Below are 17529 nucleotides of genomic sequence, written 5' to 3'. Positions count from 1 at the left end.
AATCACCTGTACCCCACCGGATTGCCGTTACCGAATGCCATGCCGGTATTGGCATCGCCATATCTCCAGATTGCCGCCTCGCCGTGGCAGGTCCAGCAGTACGGGGTCATGCGAGCCGCTACGGTATCGGGTAATAAGTTCACGGCTGCGCCCTCTGGCGGGAGGTTCGGTCCGGTGTAGCTGCTGCACGGCACAAACGACGGGTTAGCCGGGTTCCAGATCGGCAGGTAGATGGATGCGTTGCTATAGTTCCATACCGTAGTGATTGATCCGTTTGCCCTGTTATAAATAACTCCACATGTTCCCGGCGAATCCTGAAACCGGGAGCACTGTAGCGCCAGGCAGGCCCAGATAATCACGAGACTCATTGAGCTAACAGCTAGTGCAGGTCTAACCCAATTCATTTCACCACCAAGCGACCGGTAATAGTGACTGTATTGGTAAGCGGATCATAATTGAGCCCATAGGCACCAGACATGACGCCGCTGCTGTAGTTGTACTGGACTGCACCTCGCGCCCCAGCTGCAGTTGCCGCTCCGGATTGCCCCGGTAGCCCTATGGCTCCACGCCGGGTAAATGGCACATAGTACGTTGCGCTGCAGGTCCTTTTCCCGGACGGATAGCGGGACGTGGAGACGTTGAGATACCCGGTGACCTTATTATTAACCCGATGAGTGCTGTAGCTTGGCTGAATACCGATATCCAGGACCTGGCGGCGCATCTGCATGCCGTCCAGTTCTGCAGGCGGCCTGATTACCTGGCTGTCGATTATTGAGACAAACCAGTCGTAGCTGATCTTTACATAGGCTGATTCAGCCAAGAGAACTGCGCCTTCGTACCCGACCAGAGTGAACGGGCCGGGAGATCCGACCGGGTTCAGACCGTTTTCGTCGTAAGCTACGCCGTCGCTGCCACTGTTCAAAATCTCACATCTAAGTGCATCCCGGCCGGGACGGCCATCAAACGGCAACCTGGAGGGGATTTTCAGGGCAATGGCAGTATCGATACCAGAGATTGCTGTTGCCGGATGAGACCCTTGCACGTCGCGGCCAGTAAGATTGTTGTGGACGGTTACGCCGCCGCCGGCACCGCCGGGGCGTTGCCGCCAGCGGTCATTGGTTATGCCGCTATAAAGCTGCCAGACTGTGCCGTTGATCGAAACTTCCATGCCTGGCTCACGGAGGCTGTCATGGATTCTGTCCCGCTCACCGAGGCTGGACACAACCATGAATGCGCCCCTGATATTGCGGCCCTTAGCGACAGGGAACGCACCGCCGGGCTCTACCGGGGCGGAGAGTATGATGCCTGCAGCCCAGGCGCGGGCTTGAGGGAACGCTTGAAAACACCAGAGCGCAAGTAACGGGGACAGTAGCACCAAGGCTACGCGAATGCGCCATCTCATGACACCACCACCACATAGGTTCCGGTAAGGCGGTATGCAGAGCGGTAAATACGAAACTCTGCACTATACCCGGAAGCGTTGATGTACTGGCGCTGGACCATCTGCCAGGAATCATCGAGAAAGCCATTGACCGTGATAGTGGCGGCGGCACCGGCTGTGGCCAGGTATGCGATGTAGATATACTGATCGACCGGCGCAAAGGTGCGGTTCTGTCCGCGGGACGTGCCAAACTCTTTACTAAGAGCAATGATGCCGGCATCGTCGATTACCGCTGCCGAACTGACACCCCAGTAACGGTAATGGGTGAACGTTACCGTGCGGCTGCTGTTGGCTGTGGTCTGGCCGTCGCTCACTAAAAGATTGTAGGTCTGGTTGGTAGAAATCGTAGACGGAGATGGTAAATACGGGCTAGTCCTGGCGACAGAGTTCACCGTCTGAGATGTTGCGGACTTGTTAGTCACCCAAACCAGCCCTGTGGTGATAGTGTATGAGCTACCGATCTCGCGAGTAATGTTAGAACCACCATCCAGGGTAAATGAAGTGATGCTGATCGGATTAAGTATTTGATCCAGTGCCGCGGCAACGGTACTGCCATTGTAGGCGATTTCGGTTGCTGTACTGGGAATCGCAGGCTTATTCAGAATCTGCGCAAGACCGCTCGATGCTGTCCAGTCGCTATTGACCTGCGCTTCAGGGATGGCAGGTTTATTGGTCAGATCGGCATAGTTCCCGGTACGGGCAACCGTAGACAGCCCGGAGATGGCAGTTGCCGGGTGCGCATTGGCGGCATCTCGGCCAGAGAGATTATTATGTACGGTGACGCCACCGCCACTGCCACTGCCACCATCGCCCGGTCTCCCCTGGGGGCCGGGCACGGCAACGGTGATAATCTCGGTACCAATTAGATTGATTGAGGCATTAACTGTGACCGTTTCGGCAGTAACCGTGCTTGACTGCTTTGTCACGATGAGCTGCTGAGATGGCCCGGTGACGGTGACACCTACGACCTCGGCCGCAGCTATCGCTGGGATCAGCAGCAATATGGCGAGCAGGATCCGGATCATCGCGTTACAGTTTCCAGTATTTTGAATGCGCCCCGCATACGATAGCTGTTGTTGCCTGAAGGGTCGGTCTGCAGCAGGTCATATGTGCCAGCCACATTAGCATTGGCGGCCGTAGCGCGACGGCTCAGTCGATGCCGGGTTTTCCCTGCAGCAGCATCCACAATTACACTGGAAAAGATGGCAAACGGTACGGCAACACCGCTCTTTTTTGCGGCCATCTTAAAGGAGTAGCCGGTTAGATCAACCGGCTGGCCGGCAGCCGTATGGGTAAGATTAAGCTCAAAATCTTCGTTGGCATAAAGGGTGAGATCATACTGACCGGGATCGAGCGCGGTAGCTGGTACCGCGATCATGAGCAATATGGCAATGACAAGTAATCTCATTTAAATCACCCTTTAAAGCTGTTTTCAAAGTCAGTTTGACACGCCACGCACCGGCAGCAGCCTGGTGAATATATTTGCCGTTTCGCCGGAATAGGATCGCCACAATCAACACAGTGAGTAAGGCTAGTGCCGGTTACTCTCCGGCGGTAATGGTCGGCAAGGGCGTCGTCAATCCGCTCCTGGTTGATCTGCTGGCAGAGGTCCATGTCGTCAGGCACGGGCGCTAGCCTCACAAGCGGCAATCAGGTGAGTATCCGGGTTCTTGCCCGCCCAGAACGCCGGGCCGCCAAACAGATGGACTGCCTCGTAATATTCACGTGCTCGGAGCCGCCTGAGTTTTTTGACCAGCCAGAGCTGATTGAACCATCCGTCGGCGCCATCGATGAGGCGCAGCACGTTGTTGAGGAAGGTTCGGTCAGCCTCGTCTTTGTCGGCTATGGTCTGACCGGTGGCGTACATCCAATCGTGGATGTCGCAAGCCGGGGCAACGCTCAATCCCCACATGGTGTCAGGGATGAGGTCTACCTTCCAGCCGCCCGGTCCGCAGCCATTAACAACCTGGCAACGGACCGCAGCAGAGGCGGCGACATAACTGTCGGGCGCGTACAGCTTGATCATTTGCCGGCATCCTTGGCAACGATCAGGCCACTGCCGACAAGGGCCTGTCCGATCATGCCCGCTACCTGCGTCCATGGTACGCTGCTGGCGACTGCGTCACCGCTGACTGCGCCGTATGCCTGGGCACCGGTAGCTGCAAGGGTAAGGATTCCGGCCAGCGTGGTTTTCCAGCTGCTTTCTTTGATTCGAGTGGTAAGCTTTTTCTTTGACATAAGGTTCCTCCAGTTAGTTTGTCAGGCTCTAAAGCCTTCTACATAAACAGTTTTGCCGCCGTCGCCACGAATAGCGGAGAGCATCTGATAGCGAGGGGTAGCGGCAAGGCCTATATGCACCCAGCCGGTGACTCCGAATTCATAAATCACCTGGTCAATGTCCAGTTCTTTAATGTTCTCAGCAATCCATTTACAAACATCATGGTTGGAGACTCCCTGCACGGTAAAGTCAGCGGCCAATCCTTTGCTGTGGGCGCTGGTTTTTGATGAGCCTGGAACCGCCGCGTTTAAGGCTGGGGAGCGGTAACCAGAGGAGACCAAGACCGGCTTGCCGAAATACTCCCGCACTTTTTCCAGAACCAAAGCCACAAGCTGCAGGTTTGCAATGACTTCAGGCGTGGGGCTGTTATCGATCCCGAGCCGAGCCGCGGTTTGAGAGACAATGAATTCATCCGAAGTGAAATGACGCGTCAGTTTCATGGTTCCCCCCAGGAATGGACCGCGGCGGTTCAGGCGTATCCGCGACGCCTGTTCCGCCTGGTGTCGGCAACGGGGATGCCGGCGGTCGGTTGTAATTCAATTGAGGGGGATAGTACGGAGTAATCGCGGGGGGATCATTTATTTAAAATAAAAAAACCCCGCATGGATAGCGGGGTTACGGGGTATTTCGCCTCTATACTGCCAAACGGTTGCGACTGTCAATCAAAATTAAATTCATCCTGTTTTGGCTTGGGGCCGCTGCTTTCGTTGAGCAGCTTGTAGACGTAATCTACAGACAATCCGGTTTCGAGAGCAACCTTACGCGGCCTGAACTTATTGTCGGGGCCGGCCTGGGCAAACGCATCCAGGATGTATTGACGTTTGGCAGGAAGAAACAGTTTATCGGCACCTTTCAGGTATATATAGACCTTCGGCAGGTCGTTAGTGAGCTTAATGACGTTCTCCAGCCCTATAGATCCGGCCATTAACTGGTAATCTTCGGGCAGATCTTCGATCTTGATGTACTCATGCCATTTTGTCATTTTGTTTCTCCTGAGAGGTCCCAGCCTTCTTTTTGTGCCCGTTTACGCAGGGCGGTGGTAATTTTATAGAGATCTTCCGTCTTTACCCAGGCGACTTTGTCTGCCAGGCGCATCTGTTTGGCAATTGAATCGGCATAGCTCCAGGGTAGCTTGCCGATGGTAAGCAGGGCCTCAATCTTCTCCAGCTGGTCGGTCCGGCTTTGACCAGGACGATTCATGTTATGCGGCCGGCCTGGGTATGAGCGGCGCTGTTTACCTGGTACCAGAGTTTCCAGGTGCTGGATAAGCTGCAGGAGCTGGCGCTCGCTGAGGCTGGATTTTGACTCAGCGCCGTCGAAGTTTACGAAGAGGATATCTCGGTAGATTTCATCTGAGATATTCCCCTCGGCCATTAGGCTATGAATGCGACCATAGAGCTTGAGGCGGGGAGATTTATCACTTTTAAGGGCTGTTTTAGTCATGGTTTAATCCTTGTTTAAAAGGTGTCCACATACAGTGATGACACTCTTCCATTTCAGGCCGTTCTGGGTCAGTCCAATATTTCGTCCCGCACTCCGGACAAGTGGCATTTGTTTTTGTGCATTCCCTACACTCACATCCAAAGAGGTGGTCACCGTGCTTGTCAATTTTCTTTTTCATCGAGTTTCTCCATTGTGGGCTTTTCAGGGTTTTCTCTTGCCCATTTCTCCAATTGCGTCCAGAACTCTTTGGCGTTGATAGTTGAGTAGACTTTCACACCGGATATCCTGATGTTCTCGGCACGGTATATGGCCCAGAAATAGCCCATGGCAAAACCGATTATGAGCAGCTCTAGTTCGTTCATTCCCTTCTCCTGTGGGGAAGGCACCCCCCCCCCCCCTCGATTTCGGCGTCATCCAGCTCTAGCTGCCACCATCCGCTGTCGTCAATGCGTACCATTACTTACTCCACGACATCCTGAAAAAATCTTCTGCAGGTGTCCCTTCACCAAGACTCATTTGTCGAGGTTTCGGTATACCCCAACTACTGTCACTGTCCCACGGTCGCTCACAGGCCAGCCGCTCGGCGTCACGTCGATTAAGCCGGCCGCAGTACTCCATGATTCCCACCCGCTCGATATAGTCATAATCAGCAATCGGCAAGGTGTGCGTCCAAGGCACGCTGCTGATCGCGGATGATCTTCTCCTCCAGGGCGAGCCGTAAATAGTTGGAGAGGTTATCTCCGGCAGCGGCTACCACATCGGCATGAAGGTGATCATCGATCCTGGTGCTGATGATGTTGTATCGAGGGTGTTCTTTCATTTTTGGCATGTGAAACCTCACCGTTTATTAACTTACGCAACAGCGGGCAAGCCGCTGTGCTGGATGTTATGTGCTCTTGATGGCGTAAACCCAATTATTTGCTTTACAGAGTAAATCCCCAGCCTCACGGAGTTGCTTGTTAATTGCCTCCCTACTGGCCTGTTCAGGGAAATGCTCCGCTGACATAATTTTATCCATTGCCGCTTGAAGTAATTGATATGCTTCCTCGGCAGCCATTCTCATAATAGTTTCTTTTGCCATTACACCCTCCGTGGCCTCACATGACCAGCCGTTAAAGCCTACCCACAGTCTTTACTTTTTCGAAATTTCCTGTCTTTATCGCTAAGATATAAGCGTCAACAAGATTTTGAGATTGTTTAACTTCCCAAAAATCATAAATAGTTAACGACGTGTTATCCCCACGGAGGGTAAAAACAGTTATGTCAAAACTAAATCCAGTATCCTGAAAATGGGCAGAGACATCGACATTCAGCGTGCCTTGCTTTAATCCAGATACCCTTGTCAAAACACCGCGAAACATATTTAAAAGTTGCTTGTGCTTATGCTTTTTCAACACTAATTTTTCTTCTCTGCTTATAAACATATCCGCTCCTTACTTTATAAGCCCGTCCGGGAACTGCTTCAGGATCCTGGCATCGATCCGGTCAGGCAAAGAGGCAAAAAACTCCCGGTCTCTCCGGTGGGCCTCTTTGGCTGCTATCGCCACACTCTCTGGAATGCCGCGTTTGCCAGCTTCGTAGTCCTGGTAGGTGCGACGCGGTAGGCCGAGTAGGCGGTACATATCGCAGGTGCCAATGCCTATTTCACGGCGCAGCTGCTTTAATTCTGCGCCGGTCATGTGCGTGCAGTTTTGGCGCTTTTTTGTTTTTTTAACTGGTTTTTGCACGCGGTTTCCCTTTGGCTTTTGCTTGATCCCTCAAAGAGAGGGCGCATGGCGATGCGCCCCTGCTTTCAATGATCAAACTGTTTTACCGATATTCGACATACGCCGGAGAATCAGGCTCTTCGGGCCGTGTTTTGCCATCGTGATAAATGAGGCACATTCCGGCATTCATACAATCCTCAAGCGGGGTATCGTCTGGCACATCAGCTATGGCTGCCCTCAGATCCCCGATCGTTTCAATGTGATCGATCTCTTTTTCACGCATCAACATTACGCGGCCTCCCTTTTCCCAACATATTCTCGGTTGCTGATATCGCTCCAGTTGCGACATTCCGGGCAGGCCAGTTGGCTGATATCGTAGAAGGCCCCGCTGGTGCTCATGCCGCGCAGGGTCTTACGCTGTTTGGTGAATGGCTTGCCAAACTGTTTGCAGCGATTGTTGCGGCAGCTGGCCGTGACCAGGTAGTATGGCGCTTTCATACTGCCGCCTCCTGGCCATATTTGACCCCACAGAAGGGGCAAAACGAGTGCATAATGGTGACGTCGATAGGTTTTTTCTTTTTATTGGTTTCGACATTAAGTGTTGAATAGGTCACGCATAACATCTTCGTGCTACCGTCCTTGCTTTTAACTATCGGGAATGCCGTTTCCTTAAAACTGGAGCGCTTGATGGTGGCCTTATGATGTTTGGCGAGAAACTCCTTAATGGAACCCTGCTCATCAGATTCGAGTGTTGTTCTGCAGTTACACATTACGCGGCCTCCTTGATCCCATACAGGCGGCTATGCTCCCGGACGGCATCGGTCAGCGTCTTGATGCCACCCACGGTAGCCAGGGTTGCGCCGCACCGCGCGCAAACTTTGTGAATCAATCCGGGAACGGTGCAGTCGTCTTCGATTTCAGAACTATTGCAAGTTGAGCAAATCAGTTCACTCATGGCTTCCCCCTTATATTGCCGCTATATCAAGCGGAATGGCAACGTAAGCACCTTGATCGTTTCGCTCATACATCCGAACTTGCTTTTTGCTATTCACGACATTGATGGCGTCTTTAATGATAGCTACGCCCTCATTCCAGGTGTCATTGTCGACCTTATGCCGACAGAGGCGCAAAACCTCAGCGACACGCAGTTTACCGTCAACCTGGGTAAGGGTGGCAGTCACAATGCCCTCAAGCTGGCTGCCGTTCCCCATCTCTCTGGCAGCCTGCAGCATCTTGGCCTTGGCAACCTCGATCTCTGGACCGAAGTCGAGAGTCTTCTGGATGGCGATTACAAGCTTGAACTTGCGATCGAAGGTGCCAAAGGTCATATTCCCCTGGGTGCCGCCTCGCTTGGTGTTGTGTTTCTCAAAGAGCAAATCAACAAAGGTGGTAACGTCACTGAAGTTATGTTCCTTGAACCGCGCTATCTTACCGGCCAGCCCTTTCCAGATCGCCGCGATGGAGAGCACCAGATCGTGCTCCAGGAGGTCGGTCTCACGGATGTTCTTTAAAAGGACCAGACTCCCTGCGGCATCCTCCATGCGGCCATTGACAACCTGGGGATATGCCGCTTCGTAAGTGAGCCGGTCCTGACGTTTAAGGACGGCCCCGGCTGTTGTGTCGACGCCGCGTTCGGTAACCTCGCCCCAGGTCACTTGATTTATTTGATCATGGTGGGTAAGTCTCATCCCCTCGGTGGCGGCCTCTATGGCGGCTTCTTTACTTGGATGGTATTCCATGCCGAATGCTGGTGAGTAGCTGTAGAAATCCACTGTTATCTCCTATCTGTGTTTGATTGAGTTATATCTGGCGCAGGACGCCGTTAGCGTAGAGCAAGCTGACCAGGCAGCGGCTGCGGGCGCGGTCGTTTAATAATCGCTTTGTTCGGTTCCATTCACGTCGAGCGGCAAGGTGCTTTAAGATGCGTTTAAGCATGGTTTAATCCTCCTCTTGGTATATGCACCCGTCACAGGTTATGCAGCGGGGGCATGGCTCGACAGTGAAGCCGTCGGTGTGCATGTTGTCCGGTGTTACATCCAGAAGCGTTTCGCATCTACTGCAGCGGAATTCGGGAGTCATGGCTTACCTCCACGGTTACGCTTGATCGTGGCACCTTTGGCGCCGGTGAGCCCGTTTTGATCGACTGGTGTGGGCCTACGGATCACCACATCCCTAAATTTGCGATCGCCGCAGTTAATGCAGCCGATAGATTGAGTTTTGCCGTAAATGTCACGCTCCGGGATCAGGAAGCCGGTTTTGCACTTGGGGCATTTCATGACTTGGCACCTCCGTTGTTTGGGCAGTTACGGCATGTCCTTCTCTGGCGAGCATAGAAGGCACTAGGAGCTCCGGCCGGTTTATTGCGCTCTTCGGTGCAGCGGATAAGCGGGATCTCTCCCAGGGTGGGGCACTGTACGGTTTCGTTGCCATAGTGTTCTACGATGAGCGGATACCACTTCTCTTCAGGGTTGGGATACGTTTCGCTCAACAACTGATTTACCAAGCTGCCACTACAACCCAACTCATCACCGACGCGCTTTTGCCCGCCATTGCCGGTTTTGGGATTGTTGCGCTCGATCACCGCTCTTTGCAGAAGTCCCAGGACGTATTCAGGGTCAAGATTCATCACTCGCCCCCTTCAACACTGGTTACGTCGAGGTGATACGCCTCGCCGGTATTGGGATCAAAGCCGCGCTTGGTGCGCTGGATCTGGACCGGCTTCGGCCCAGTCCATTTATTGCGCGGCATGCGGTAGATGGTGAGTTTGCCGGGAGAGCCGGGCTCGACTTCAACCAGGCGGCCCATCCGATGCAGGGCGCTGCAGTAGCTTTTGGCATCGACTTCTGAGACCGGAATATCTTTAGTGGAGCCGACGGTGAGGTCGCGGGCGGTGAAGGTGTGACCCTTCTGGGCGCGGATCCCCATAGCGATCCACATTTTTTCCCGTGCCAATCCCATGGTGACCGGGGTGCCGTCCTTGCGCACCCTGGGTGCCTCTTGGCCATTGTCCTTTTTCATCTTGTAGATTGCAGGCCTACCGAGGAACGGGCTAGGGGTACACTCCAGGAAACCTGCATTACATAGCCCAGTGAGATAATCTCGAACAGTGGCCAATGAGAGCCGCACTTCGACATCCAAGACCATGAACGGAACTGAGCCGTTCTTGCGTATCCAATCCCAGATAGCCTGTCTGGTTTCGTTGGGCCGCAGTTTATCTGCGGGTTTGCGGCTCATTTAAGGCTCCGTGGTTTGGTGGCTTCGCCGGTCGTAATGAGTTTGCCGGCTTCGGATAAGCTGACGCTGGTAATGCCGAGGTCACGGGCTTCTACGGCAAAACGATCGAGATTGATGCATATTCGACGCGTGATTCCCTTGCATCGGGTGGCCACGGCTTCGAGTAGATCGTCATGCATCTCCAACTCTGGGTAGTAGTGACGGGCCAGGATACGGCAGTCGTTGAGCTTGCTTGGTTGGGCGAGATAACGGCCATAGATGCAGTTGTCGAACTTTTCATAGTTCCTTATTTTTTGGGGGAGAAGCTCTTCTCCGACAAGAATGACGGAACCGCCACTCTTCTTGATGATGTTGAGCGTAAGCGCTACAAGGCTCGATCCGACATGCTTGCGGTCGATCAGCTGGTCGAACTCATCGATGATCAGCGGCCGACGGCTGGCACCAAGTTCGTCGATAATGGCCTGAACACAGTCATTTTCAGACCATCCTTTGAGCTTCTTGATGTCCATGACAAACATGAGCATCTTGATGTAATCCGCTTTGCTCCAGTTGTCCTGGAACTCCACATAGTAGCCGCGGTACTGCTGGGCGACATACTCCATGGCAAGTGATTTGCCGAAGCCAGAAAAACCGGTGAATGTTACTGCGCCGGGCAAATGGCTGCTGCGGCTCAATACCGATTCAACGGCCTCTAAAGCTAGGCCTACATTGACCAGATTTGCGGTGTTGGGGTCGAGGGAGACGATCTGATTGACATTTGTTGCAGGTTGTGTCACGGTAAAACCTCCTTTTATAGTAGTTGGGCAATTGCCCTAAATCCCTGTCGGTGGCCTCCGGCGGGGATTTTTCATTTTATGGCGGACTGCATGATTTTATTGAATGCGGCCCAGGTGGCGGATTTTCTGAAACTGGTGTAGAAGCGAATCTCATCGTCACTGATTGTGTCGTCTTCATCGAGAATGCGGGCATGCAACTCTTGCCAGAGATCCCACCGAGCTTGCCGATCCTCGGGTACCTGGAATCCTTTAGGCTTCTGTGGCAATGGGACGATTTTGCGTGGGTGCGCTTGGACTAGTTCGTCCTGGACCGGCGGCTGCGGGATGGCAGTGAGGCGCTTGGCTTCGATCTCAATAGCGTGCTCCATGCTGTTTCGGCCGTCGATAGCGGCCCTGGCATCGGCTGCGGCCTGGAGGCCGGGCGTGGAGTACTCGACGCTCGGGCGAGGGAAATAGGTGACATTCCCTTGCTCCTGGGCGTTTTCCTGTTCGCGGTAGGTGAGTACCGCATCAACGATATCAACACCCTTAATGGCCTTTTTGGCCTCACGATTAAGCCGGGCAATCTCTTTCTTGTGCTGGGTATGCAAGGCTCGGGTGACACTGGCGACCTCGGCCATGGAGATGCCGGTGCGGTTCGGATCCTCGGCGATGCAGAGGAACTCCCAAACACCATGCTCGTTCATCAGATGGACTATGATGCGGCCGAGGTCGGCAGGATCCTGGAAAGCGCGGCACTTTTTGCCGACATGGATACCGAGAGCAGGGTGGATATACACGCCACCATTGACGCGGATCCCTTTTTTGCCGATGGTTGGCAGCCGGTTACCACGGCGGACGGCTTCGGCCATGAGCATATCCAGGGCGCGTTCGTCGCTGATCCTGTGGATGGCATGCGGCCACTCAGCAAGCGCCTGGTTGGGTGTTTTGCCGAGGCGATCGTGTTTGGAGTTGTGATAGGCAGCGGTCCAGCGGTCGATGAACTGCTGCAGCTGGGCGGCACTTACTGATACTTCGATAACCTCATCAGGTTTCATGAGGCGCTGGGCAAAGGATTTGCGCGATTCAATCTCTTTGCGATCGGCAACGCTATGGCCGCAATAGCCAGGAGTCAGCTCGATCAGGTCATGGCTGAAGGTGCGGAAACTCCGCTCGATATGCGGTTTTTCATCTCCGGAGAACGGTTTGCAGACATGGTGATCAATGTCGAGGTCGTGCAGGATCCGGGTGAAGTGTCCGCCGATATAAGGAGATCCATTGTCGGTGACCAGGGTGCCATTACATGGCACACCCCAGTCGAGGATGCAGTTGCGGATGGCCCAAGCGTTGTCACGCGCTTTTTCAGTTACATTGACGTAGTATTTAAGGCGGGCGGTACCGACATCGGTGACGCCGATGATTTTGTAACGCTGACCGTCGGTGAGCAGTAGATCGGCAGGGGTGGCGTCGATCTCCCAGAGCTGATTTGGCCCGGTAATCCCTTCTGACCGCGAGCCAAAGGCAGGTTGGCGATTATTCTTGTAGTTGTCAGGGTTGCAAGCGATCTCGTACTGGTCGCGGTTCTGGCTCTTCCATTTCGTCATGAAGCGCATGACCGATTTGTCGCTGACCAGCGGGGCATCATGAATGCCGCGCTCCAGCAGGATACCGCGAAGCGCCTCGTTGGCTTTTTTCTCGCGAATTCGCGGGTGTTTAAGAACCAGGGCTACCAGGATATCGACCATCGGCTGGGTTTTGCCGTCAGGGGAGAAGGTCTCGATCTTGCTCTGGTCTTTGCGGTTGCCGTACATATCTACGAGGCCCATGGAGCCGAGTTCGTACTCGGTTTTGATCCAGTCGCGCAGGGTTTGCGGGTGAAACTGCCGGATCTCGGAGCGCACCCAGGGTGCGACATCTATCCTGCCAAGGGCGTATTCGTGGGCAAAGGAGTTTTGGCCCTCTATTTTGGCGAGGGCGCAGTCGTTGATATACCTGGTGCAGGCTTTGATGATCTCCAGTTTGGCGGCCGCTGCCCGTTTCTGCCAGGCCGGAAGGGCCGCAAACTGGGAGGCGCTTTGTTGCCGAGCTTCGAGGCGTTGGGCTTCTTTTTGGGCTTCGGTTTCATCCTGGGCAATTACTGGCAGTTGCACATGATGCCGATTTTGGCGTTTTAGATATGTTTTGATGCGCGTTATCTCTTTATTGTCCAGGCCAATGGTGTGGATATTATACCGAGCAACGCCTGTTTCATTGACTGCGCGCCAGCCACGCTTCCTAATTGCTCTGTCAGTAACTTTAAGGGCTTTGGCTATTTCTGCAGCAGTCAGCTCGCTCACCGTTTCCCCTCCACTTCCTGCAAAAGTGTTTCAAGCCTCCGTTTTGCGGCATCAATAGCTTTTTCCTCTTCTTTTTTGACCTGTTTCTGTTCGTCAAGCTTACGGATATCTGCCCTTAATGCGTCCGGACCGGGAAGTGAGAAGGCTCCGCAAGCGCGAGATGTTACGTTGAGCGGTTCCATGCAGCCGGTGGCGCGACGGAAAGCAGGGAGGTATTCGAGCGGAAATCTGTGTTTTGGTTTGGACGATGCCAACCAAGTGCTGATCATGTCATCAGTAATTACTTCACCGGTGAGGTTGGTCATTTCATCTGCAACCTGCTCCCGGCTTTTACCAGCGTGCCTCAGGGCATATTTCAATGCAGCTATGATTTGATGCCGCATATTGAGGCTGCCGGGCACCGGACTATTCTGCACGGATATCTCCTGCATGATGATGGCTTCAAACAGGCTGAGCTGTCCGGCGGGTGTGTCTGTTTTTTGTTTATTGTTAGACATTGACCGCTTTCCGTTTTGCGGCTATATTTCTGGCATCCGGGGCATATTTCTTGATTATTTCCTGTCGCTTTTTCTCGGCCTGGCGGCCGGCTTCGATGGCGATCTGGGCGCGCAGGTATAAAACGGAACCGCGACCCCAGAGTTTGGTGTGATCAAGATCCAGATATTCGGCGATGGCGGCTCGGATCCGGACACAGCGACGAAGTCCTTTTACGGTTTTCTGGATGCTGTGATAACCGATCCCTGTGGCGTTCGCTATCTGCTGGCAGGTGATGTTGCGTAAACCCAAGTATCGCTGAATGTCGTTCATGTTTTTATCCTTTGGAGGTGTCCTATGCTTAATGAAAAACTCTTTACCCATGCCGTTACGATTACTGCTGCCTTTATTGCTAATGGGGATATCCGCTGCGGCGGATCAACCCGTGAAAACTCCCAGGCGATGGCTATGATGGGAGACATGATAACAACCGCTTATAAGGTCCTTGCCGAAGCTCAAGACCATATCAAGTCCGGGGTTTAGGGGTGTAGACCAGGGTTCCGCCGGTGCCGTCCTGTTGTTTTGGTGCGTAGATAGTGGTGCCAGGTAGAGCTTTTTTCGCGGTCATTTCTTGTCCCTTTTTCTTGTTTATTTGGTCTAAGTGTGTAGTTAATTTTAGACAACACTAAACCAATAAATTGGTTGTGTCAAACCTAAAAAAAGGTTCCGAAATTTTTTAATCTTATTTTCGGAACCAATATATAAGTAACTATTTAATTTTATGCCTATTTTATGCATTCAGGAACCACTTGGGGAAAAGAGGGGAAAGTTCCGATTTTCTTTTTTTAGGTGGAAACAAAAAAACGGAACCAAACTATGATCGGTGATCGGTTAAGGCAAGTAAGAGGAAATGAGAAGCAGGATGTATTTGCGTCTCTATTAAAGGTTAATAAAAACACCTTAGGACGATGGGAAAGAGGGGAAGGTGTACCAAATGCAGATGATTTGAAATATATTTTGGAGCTTTATCCTGATATAAATCCATCTTGGCTTCTTATTGGCGAAGGGGAGATGCGGAGAAATGTTCCATATCCTGAACCTGAAGTATTTAACATCGCAAGTAATGCTAAGGAAGACCCGCTGCCATACAATGAGCTGCCAGAGCTAAACCAGCGCATTCTTAAACTGATGAGTGTGTTCGATCTGGATGACTCTGAGTTCTGTAACCGGCTAGGTATGGACGAAATTGAACTAGTCAAAATAAAGGCGGGCCGCCCGGTTTCGGGTCTAGTGATCCGGGCGGTGGCATTTGAGTTTGGGGTTAGATTGAGGTGGTTAAAATTAGGGGAATTGCCTATTAAGTCACAGGCAGTTGTTGATCATGGGGCTTTGGATGTTTGGGGCTCATTTGAAGCTGCTTTTATTGAAAAACGCGATAAAGGTGAATAGTCGTTGGTGTTTAAGTCTGATATGATTTTATCAAGCTTTTCATCCGTCATGCGCCCAAGGTTGGTTCTTAAATTCACAAGGAATGGTTTGATGCATGTTGGGTTAATTAGATGAAGTATTATTATTAATAGGTATACAGGCGAGATTCTGCCTATCAATCTGTCAACATGGTCTCTGATTATCCGTAACTTGTGTGCATCCAATAATGCATTGTACTGCTGTTTCATAACCTAACTGCCTCCTGTTATATATTACGCCATGTCCAGGGCGTTGCTGGCAAAGGGGATTGTTTATGAATATTTTTATAGTTTTGATTATGGTTATATTTTCATGCCCTACAGTATTTGCGGCCACAAGCCCTGATAAGATAGTATGGATAGATAAAGGGAAGGTATCTGTTAAAGCTAAACTAAAAGATCCCGAATCAGTAAAATTCCGTAACGTGTATTTCCATAAAGGGGTTGATGGCATACCAATGACTTGTGGTGAAGTAAATTCTAAAAATGGCTATGGTGGCAAATCTGGCTTTCAAAAGTTTATTTCAGGAGGGAAAGCCGATCTGACTTACCTTCAGGAACAAGTTAAAGATTTTGATATTATATGGCAGCGATTTTGTAATTGATTATTTAGTAAACCATGTGTCCAGAACTCTAAAAATGAAAAATGCCATGTGTCCATCTGACGGAAAAATTTTTTCACGATTTTTCGCTCAACTCCGCACTAGATAAGCCGTCCCGCTGATTCCCGTTTAATCCCACCTTATCCCGGTATTATGCCTAGCATGTGTCTCTTCACAGCAAGGGACCTCGCGGATATGGCAGTCCTGGGCAAATTCCTCTGTCTGAACATAGTCGCAGGGCGCGAGGCTGCAGTTGGCGCAGGTGGGATAGTCGTAACCGATAACCTGCTCGCGGAATGACCGGTAGGCATTACTGTTCCATATCTCAAGGATACCTTGCTGCTGCAGGTTGCCGAAGACCCTCGGCCGGACGTTCTGCTGCCAGCCGCTGGCAAAGCAGTTATAGCGATGCCAGAGGAAATAGCAGGGGGAAATGTTGCCGTCCCATGAGACAAAGACCCCTCCGTCTTCGACAAAACTACAATGACGCTGCTCTTGCAATGTCACTGCAGGGAGGTGCAGCTCTATACCACATCGCTCCGCCACGGATGCTGCTTCAGCGAAGACTGTCGCCACGTGATAGGCCCAATGTGCATCCAGGTTCAGTAAGCGTTTCATGTCGATAAAGAGATTGTTCCGGTCTGCTTCCTGCTTCATCTCCTCAACTAGCCTAACCAGCTGCTGTTCTTGCTCTGTCCGGATGTATTTCCAACGCGCTTCCAGATACCGGTAGATGTCGAGCCCCTGAGAGGCAACGAGCGTGCGATAGCGGTTGAACAGGTCAATGGCCTGGCTAGAGCAGGTACTGTAGGCAGCCTCAACCGCGTGCTTGTCGCTATAGGGTAGTAGGTGGGTGATGATGGCGAAGTCGGCTCCCTGTTGCGCCGCCCAGCGCAATGCCGACGGGAGTTCGTTTATATTGCTGCGCATGGCCACGAATTCGATCCCTACCTTGACTTCAGGGCGTTGGCATTGGATCTTTGCCCGGCGTAAGGCCTGAAAAGCGTGCTCCATATCCTTCAGTTCGCCGCCCTCTCTGACGCGTTGAAAGGTGTCGGGGAGCGCTGCATCTACAGAAAGGCAGATCCGGTCAAGTCCCGAATCAATAAGAGAAGAGGCGCGCAGATTAGTGAGCAGCTGGCCGTTGGATTGAAAGCCGATCCAGCTACCTGCAGGCATGAACCTTTTTGCCTGTCTGATAAAGGTTTCCAGTTCCGGATTCAGGAGTGGTTCTCCGATGCCGTTGAGCACCAGCGTTTCAAGGCCGGTCAATGCCGGAGTGAGGCGGGCGAATAGCTCCTGATGCATATCTCCTTCACACTGGGGATCAACGCCGTTTTGTTTGACGCACATGAAGCAGTTGAGGTTGCAGCGAGTTGTTACTTCGACAAACAGCTTGGACGGCGCTTTTTTGCGTATGGGGTGAACGCCCTTCATCTCTGAAGTAATGGATAATCGCATGCTGCTATGCAAAGTTTCGGAGCGGTTGGAGCCTGCCCCTTTTTATCACTGGTCTGCAGTATGATGCCGAACTGTCCCTGAAACAGCCGAGCGCCTGGCGCATCATGTCCGATACCCGTTTGATCTGCATGGTTTCCATAATCAAATTAAGATCCTTGAACTCCTCTTCAGAGACACGGATCGAAATGACATAGCTTTTGGTATATTTTCGTTTGCGGCCCATTGCTAGCTCCTTTGCTATACCGGTTGCCGCCTCAGAACTCCTGCGGCATCTCCTTGACCTGTTTAGCGGTAAAGACCGGTCCGTCCTTGCAGACATAGACATTGCCCACA

36 protein-coding genes are annotated in these 17529 nt (G+C 52.2%); 3 read left to right on the top strand and 33 right to left on the bottom strand.

Annotated elements, in window-relative coordinates; genetic code table 11:
- Nucleotides 1–2 precede the first annotated feature (2 nt).
- The 30 genes from KI809_RS10635 to KI809_RS10495 all read right to left on the bottom strand — a co-directional run bounded on the left by KI809_RS10635 (nt 3) and on the right by KI809_RS10495 (nt 14000).
- Nucleotides 3–368: a hypothetical protein gene (locus KI809_RS10635; RefSeq protein WP_214171546.1), complete on the bottom strand. Its 366-nt coding sequence runs from the start codon at nt 366–368 to the stop codon at nt 3–5.
- 32 nt (nt 369–400) lie between these two features.
- Complete coding sequence (locus KI809_RS10630) at nt 401–1402, bottom strand: hypothetical protein (RefSeq protein WP_214171545.1); 1002 nt, start codon at nt 1400–1402, stop codon at nt 401–403.
- Nucleotides 1399–2466 (bottom strand): hypothetical protein, encoded by a 1068-nt coding sequence (locus tag KI809_RS10625; protein WP_214171544.1) that lies wholly within the window; start codon nt 2464–2466, stop codon nt 1399–1401. Before KI809_RS10625 ends, KI809_RS10630 begins: the two co-directional genes overlap by 4 nt.
- The gene (locus tag KI809_RS10620) at nt 2463–2849 is read right to left on the bottom strand and encodes a hypothetical protein (RefSeq protein WP_214171543.1); all 387 of its coding nucleotides are present in this window, start codon (nt 2847–2849) and stop codon (nt 2463–2465) included. Before KI809_RS10620 ends, KI809_RS10625 begins: the two co-directional genes overlap by 4 nt.
- 5 nt (nt 2850–2854) lie before the next feature.
- Nucleotides 2855–3067, bottom strand: coding sequence for a TraR/DksA family transcriptional regulator (locus KI809_RS10615; protein WP_214171542.1), 213 nt, complete (start codon nt 3065–3067; stop codon nt 2855–2857).
- On the bottom strand, nt 3060–3467 hold the full coding sequence (locus KI809_RS10610) for a hypothetical protein (RefSeq protein WP_214171541.1): 408 nt from the start codon (nt 3465–3467) through the stop codon (nt 3060–3062). Before KI809_RS10610 ends, KI809_RS10615 begins: the two co-directional genes overlap by 8 nt.
- Complete coding sequence (locus tag KI809_RS10605) at nt 3464–3679, bottom strand: hypothetical protein (RefSeq protein WP_214171540.1); 216 nt, start codon at nt 3677–3679, stop codon at nt 3464–3466. The genes KI809_RS10610 and KI809_RS10605 overlap by 4 nt, the downstream gene beginning before the upstream one ends.
- Before the next feature lie 21 nt (nt 3680–3700).
- Nucleotides 3701–4159: a D-Ala-D-Ala carboxypeptidase family metallohydrolase gene (locus KI809_RS10600; protein ID WP_214171539.1), complete on the bottom strand. Its 459-nt coding sequence runs from the start codon at nt 4157–4159 to the stop codon at nt 3701–3703.
- Nucleotides 4160–4377: 218 nt separating this feature from the next.
- Nucleotides 4378–4701: a hypothetical protein gene (locus KI809_RS10595; protein WP_214171538.1), complete on the bottom strand. Its 324-nt coding sequence runs from the start codon at nt 4699–4701 to the stop codon at nt 4378–4380.
- Nucleotides 4698–5162 (bottom strand): phage protein GemA/Gp16 family protein, encoded by a 465-nt coding sequence (locus KI809_RS10590; protein ID WP_214171537.1) that lies wholly within the window; start codon nt 5160–5162, stop codon nt 4698–4700. The genes KI809_RS10595 and KI809_RS10590 overlap by 4 nt, the downstream gene beginning before the upstream one ends.
- 161 nt (nt 5163–5323) lie before the next feature.
- Complete coding sequence (locus KI809_RS10585) at nt 5324–5524, bottom strand: hypothetical protein (protein ID WP_214171536.1); 201 nt, start codon at nt 5522–5524, stop codon at nt 5324–5326.
- Nucleotides 5525–5618: 94 nt separating this feature from the next.
- Nucleotides 5619–5822 (bottom strand): hypothetical protein, encoded by a 204-nt coding sequence (locus KI809_RS10580; RefSeq protein WP_214171535.1) that lies wholly within the window; start codon nt 5820–5822, stop codon nt 5619–5621.
- Nucleotides 5809–5991, bottom strand: a complete 183-nt coding sequence (locus tag KI809_RS10575) for a hypothetical protein (RefSeq protein WP_214171534.1) — start codon at nt 5989–5991, stop codon at nt 5809–5811. The genes KI809_RS10580 and KI809_RS10575 overlap by 14 nt, the downstream gene beginning before the upstream one ends.
- A gap of 57 nt (nt 5992–6048) precedes the next feature.
- Complete coding sequence (locus KI809_RS10570) at nt 6049–6243, bottom strand: hypothetical protein (protein WP_214171533.1); 195 nt, start codon at nt 6241–6243, stop codon at nt 6049–6051.
- A gap of 31 nt (nt 6244–6274) precedes the next feature.
- Nucleotides 6275–6586, bottom strand: coding sequence for a hypothetical protein (locus tag KI809_RS10565; protein WP_214171532.1), 312 nt, complete (start codon nt 6584–6586; stop codon nt 6275–6277).
- A gap of 9 nt (nt 6587–6595) precedes the next feature.
- On the bottom strand, nt 6596–6889 hold the full coding sequence (locus KI809_RS10560; protein ID WP_214171531.1) for a helix-turn-helix transcriptional regulator: 294 nt from the start codon (nt 6887–6889) through the stop codon (nt 6596–6598).
- 82 nt (nt 6890–6971) lie between these two features.
- Nucleotides 6972–7157, bottom strand: a complete 186-nt coding sequence (locus tag KI809_RS10555; RefSeq protein ID WP_214171530.1) for a hypothetical protein — start codon at nt 7155–7157, stop codon at nt 6972–6974.
- A complete protein-coding gene (locus tag KI809_RS10550) occupies nt 7157–7366 on the bottom strand; it encodes a hypothetical protein (RefSeq protein WP_214171529.1) in 210 nt (69 codons plus the stop codon). Before KI809_RS10550 ends, KI809_RS10555 begins: the two co-directional genes overlap by 1 nt.
- A complete protein-coding gene (locus KI809_RS10545; protein WP_214171528.1) occupies nt 7363–7638 on the bottom strand; it encodes a hypothetical protein in 276 nt (91 codons plus the stop codon). The genes KI809_RS10550 and KI809_RS10545 overlap by 4 nt, the downstream gene beginning before the upstream one ends.
- Entirely contained in the window at nt 7638–7823 is a 186-nt protein-coding gene (locus KI809_RS10540; RefSeq protein WP_214171527.1) for a hypothetical protein, read from the bottom strand. Before KI809_RS10540 ends, KI809_RS10545 begins: the two co-directional genes overlap by 1 nt.
- A 10-nt stretch (nt 7824–7833) precedes the next feature.
- Nucleotides 7834–8640, bottom strand: a complete 807-nt coding sequence (locus KI809_RS10535) for a DUF3164 family protein (RefSeq protein ID WP_214171526.1) — start codon at nt 8638–8640, stop codon at nt 7834–7836.
- A gap of 28 nt (nt 8641–8668) precedes the next feature.
- Nucleotides 8669–8803, bottom strand: coding sequence for a hypothetical protein (locus tag KI809_RS20710; protein ID WP_281416906.1), 135 nt, complete (start codon nt 8801–8803; stop codon nt 8669–8671).
- 3 nt (nt 8804–8806) lie between these two features.
- Entirely contained in the window at nt 8807–8947 is a 141-nt protein-coding gene (locus KI809_RS10530) for a hypothetical protein (RefSeq protein WP_214171525.1), read from the bottom strand.
- On the bottom strand, nt 8944–9144 hold the full coding sequence (locus KI809_RS10525) for a hypothetical protein (RefSeq protein ID WP_214171524.1): 201 nt from the start codon (nt 9142–9144) through the stop codon (nt 8944–8946). The genes KI809_RS10530 and KI809_RS10525 overlap by 4 nt, the downstream gene beginning before the upstream one ends.
- A complete protein-coding gene (locus KI809_RS10520) occupies nt 9141–9494 on the bottom strand; it encodes a hypothetical protein (protein ID WP_214171523.1) in 354 nt (117 codons plus the stop codon). The genes KI809_RS10525 and KI809_RS10520 overlap by 4 nt, the downstream gene beginning before the upstream one ends.
- Complete coding sequence (locus KI809_RS10515) at nt 9494–10102, bottom strand: hypothetical protein (protein ID WP_214171522.1); 609 nt, start codon at nt 10100–10102, stop codon at nt 9494–9496. The genes KI809_RS10520 and KI809_RS10515 overlap by 1 nt, the downstream gene beginning before the upstream one ends.
- Complete coding sequence (locus KI809_RS10510) at nt 10099–10878, bottom strand: AAA family ATPase (protein WP_214171521.1); 780 nt, start codon at nt 10876–10878, stop codon at nt 10099–10101. Before KI809_RS10510 ends, KI809_RS10515 begins: the two co-directional genes overlap by 4 nt.
- Before the next feature lie 71 nt (nt 10879–10949).
- On the bottom strand, nt 10950–13193 hold the full coding sequence (locus tag KI809_RS10505; protein ID WP_214171520.1) for a Mu transposase C-terminal domain-containing protein: 2244 nt from the start codon (nt 13191–13193) through the stop codon (nt 10950–10952).
- Nucleotides 13190–13690, bottom strand: a complete 501-nt coding sequence (locus KI809_RS10500; RefSeq protein ID WP_214171519.1) for a hypothetical protein — start codon at nt 13688–13690, stop codon at nt 13190–13192. Before KI809_RS10500 ends, KI809_RS10505 begins: the two co-directional genes overlap by 4 nt.
- Nucleotides 13683–14000, bottom strand: coding sequence for a hypothetical protein (locus tag KI809_RS10495; RefSeq protein WP_214171518.1), 318 nt, complete (start codon nt 13998–14000; stop codon nt 13683–13685). The genes KI809_RS10500 and KI809_RS10495 overlap by 8 nt, the downstream gene beginning before the upstream one ends.
- A 24-nt stretch (nt 14001–14024) precedes the next feature.
- On the opposite strand from KI809_RS10495, the gene KI809_RS10490 reads away from it, so the two are divergent.
- The 3 genes from KI809_RS10490 to KI809_RS10480 all read left to right on the top strand — a co-directional run bounded on the left by KI809_RS10490 (nt 14025) and on the right by KI809_RS10480 (nt 15738).
- Nucleotides 14025–14210, top strand: a complete 186-nt coding sequence (locus KI809_RS10490; RefSeq protein ID WP_214171517.1) for a hypothetical protein — start codon at nt 14025–14027, stop codon at nt 14208–14210.
- Nucleotides 14211–14543: 333 nt separating this feature from the next.
- Complete coding sequence (locus KI809_RS10485) at nt 14544–15116, top strand: helix-turn-helix domain-containing protein (RefSeq protein ID WP_214171516.1); 573 nt, start codon at nt 14544–14546, stop codon at nt 15114–15116.
- Nucleotides 15117–15408: 292 nt separating this feature from the next.
- Nucleotides 15409–15738 carry a hypothetical protein gene (locus KI809_RS10480; RefSeq protein WP_214171515.1) on the top strand — a complete coding sequence of 110 codons (330 nt, stop codon included), beginning with the start codon at nt 15409–15411 and terminating at the stop codon, nt 15736–15738.
- 126 nt (nt 15739–15864) lie between these two features.
- On the opposite strand, the gene KI809_RS10475 is transcribed toward KI809_RS10480, so the two are convergent.
- The 3 genes from KI809_RS10475 to KI809_RS10465 form a co-directional block, all read right to left on the bottom strand.
- Nucleotides 15865–17196: a radical SAM/SPASM family putative metalloenzyme maturase gene (locus KI809_RS10475; protein WP_246559355.1), complete on the bottom strand. Its 1332-nt coding sequence runs from the start codon at nt 17194–17196 to the stop codon at nt 15865–15867.
- A 4-nt stretch (nt 17197–17200) separates the two neighbouring features.
- Entirely contained in the window at nt 17201–17419 is a 219-nt protein-coding gene (locus KI809_RS10470) for a hypothetical protein (protein WP_214171514.1), read from the bottom strand.
- A 31-nt stretch (nt 17420–17450) separates the two neighbouring features.
- Nucleotides 17451–17529 (bottom strand): iron-sulfur cluster-binding protein (locus KI809_RS10465; protein WP_214171844.1); only part of this gene is annotated, 79 nt, incomplete at its 5' end.

Source organism: Geoanaerobacter pelophilus (assembly GCF_018476885.1).
GTDB classification, from domain to species: Bacteria; Desulfobacterota; Desulfuromonadia; order Geobacterales; family DSM-12255; genus Geoanaerobacter; species Geoanaerobacter pelophilus.
Note: the sequence above shows the minus strand (reverse complement) of the source record. Positions and strands in the feature narration are given on the sequence as shown.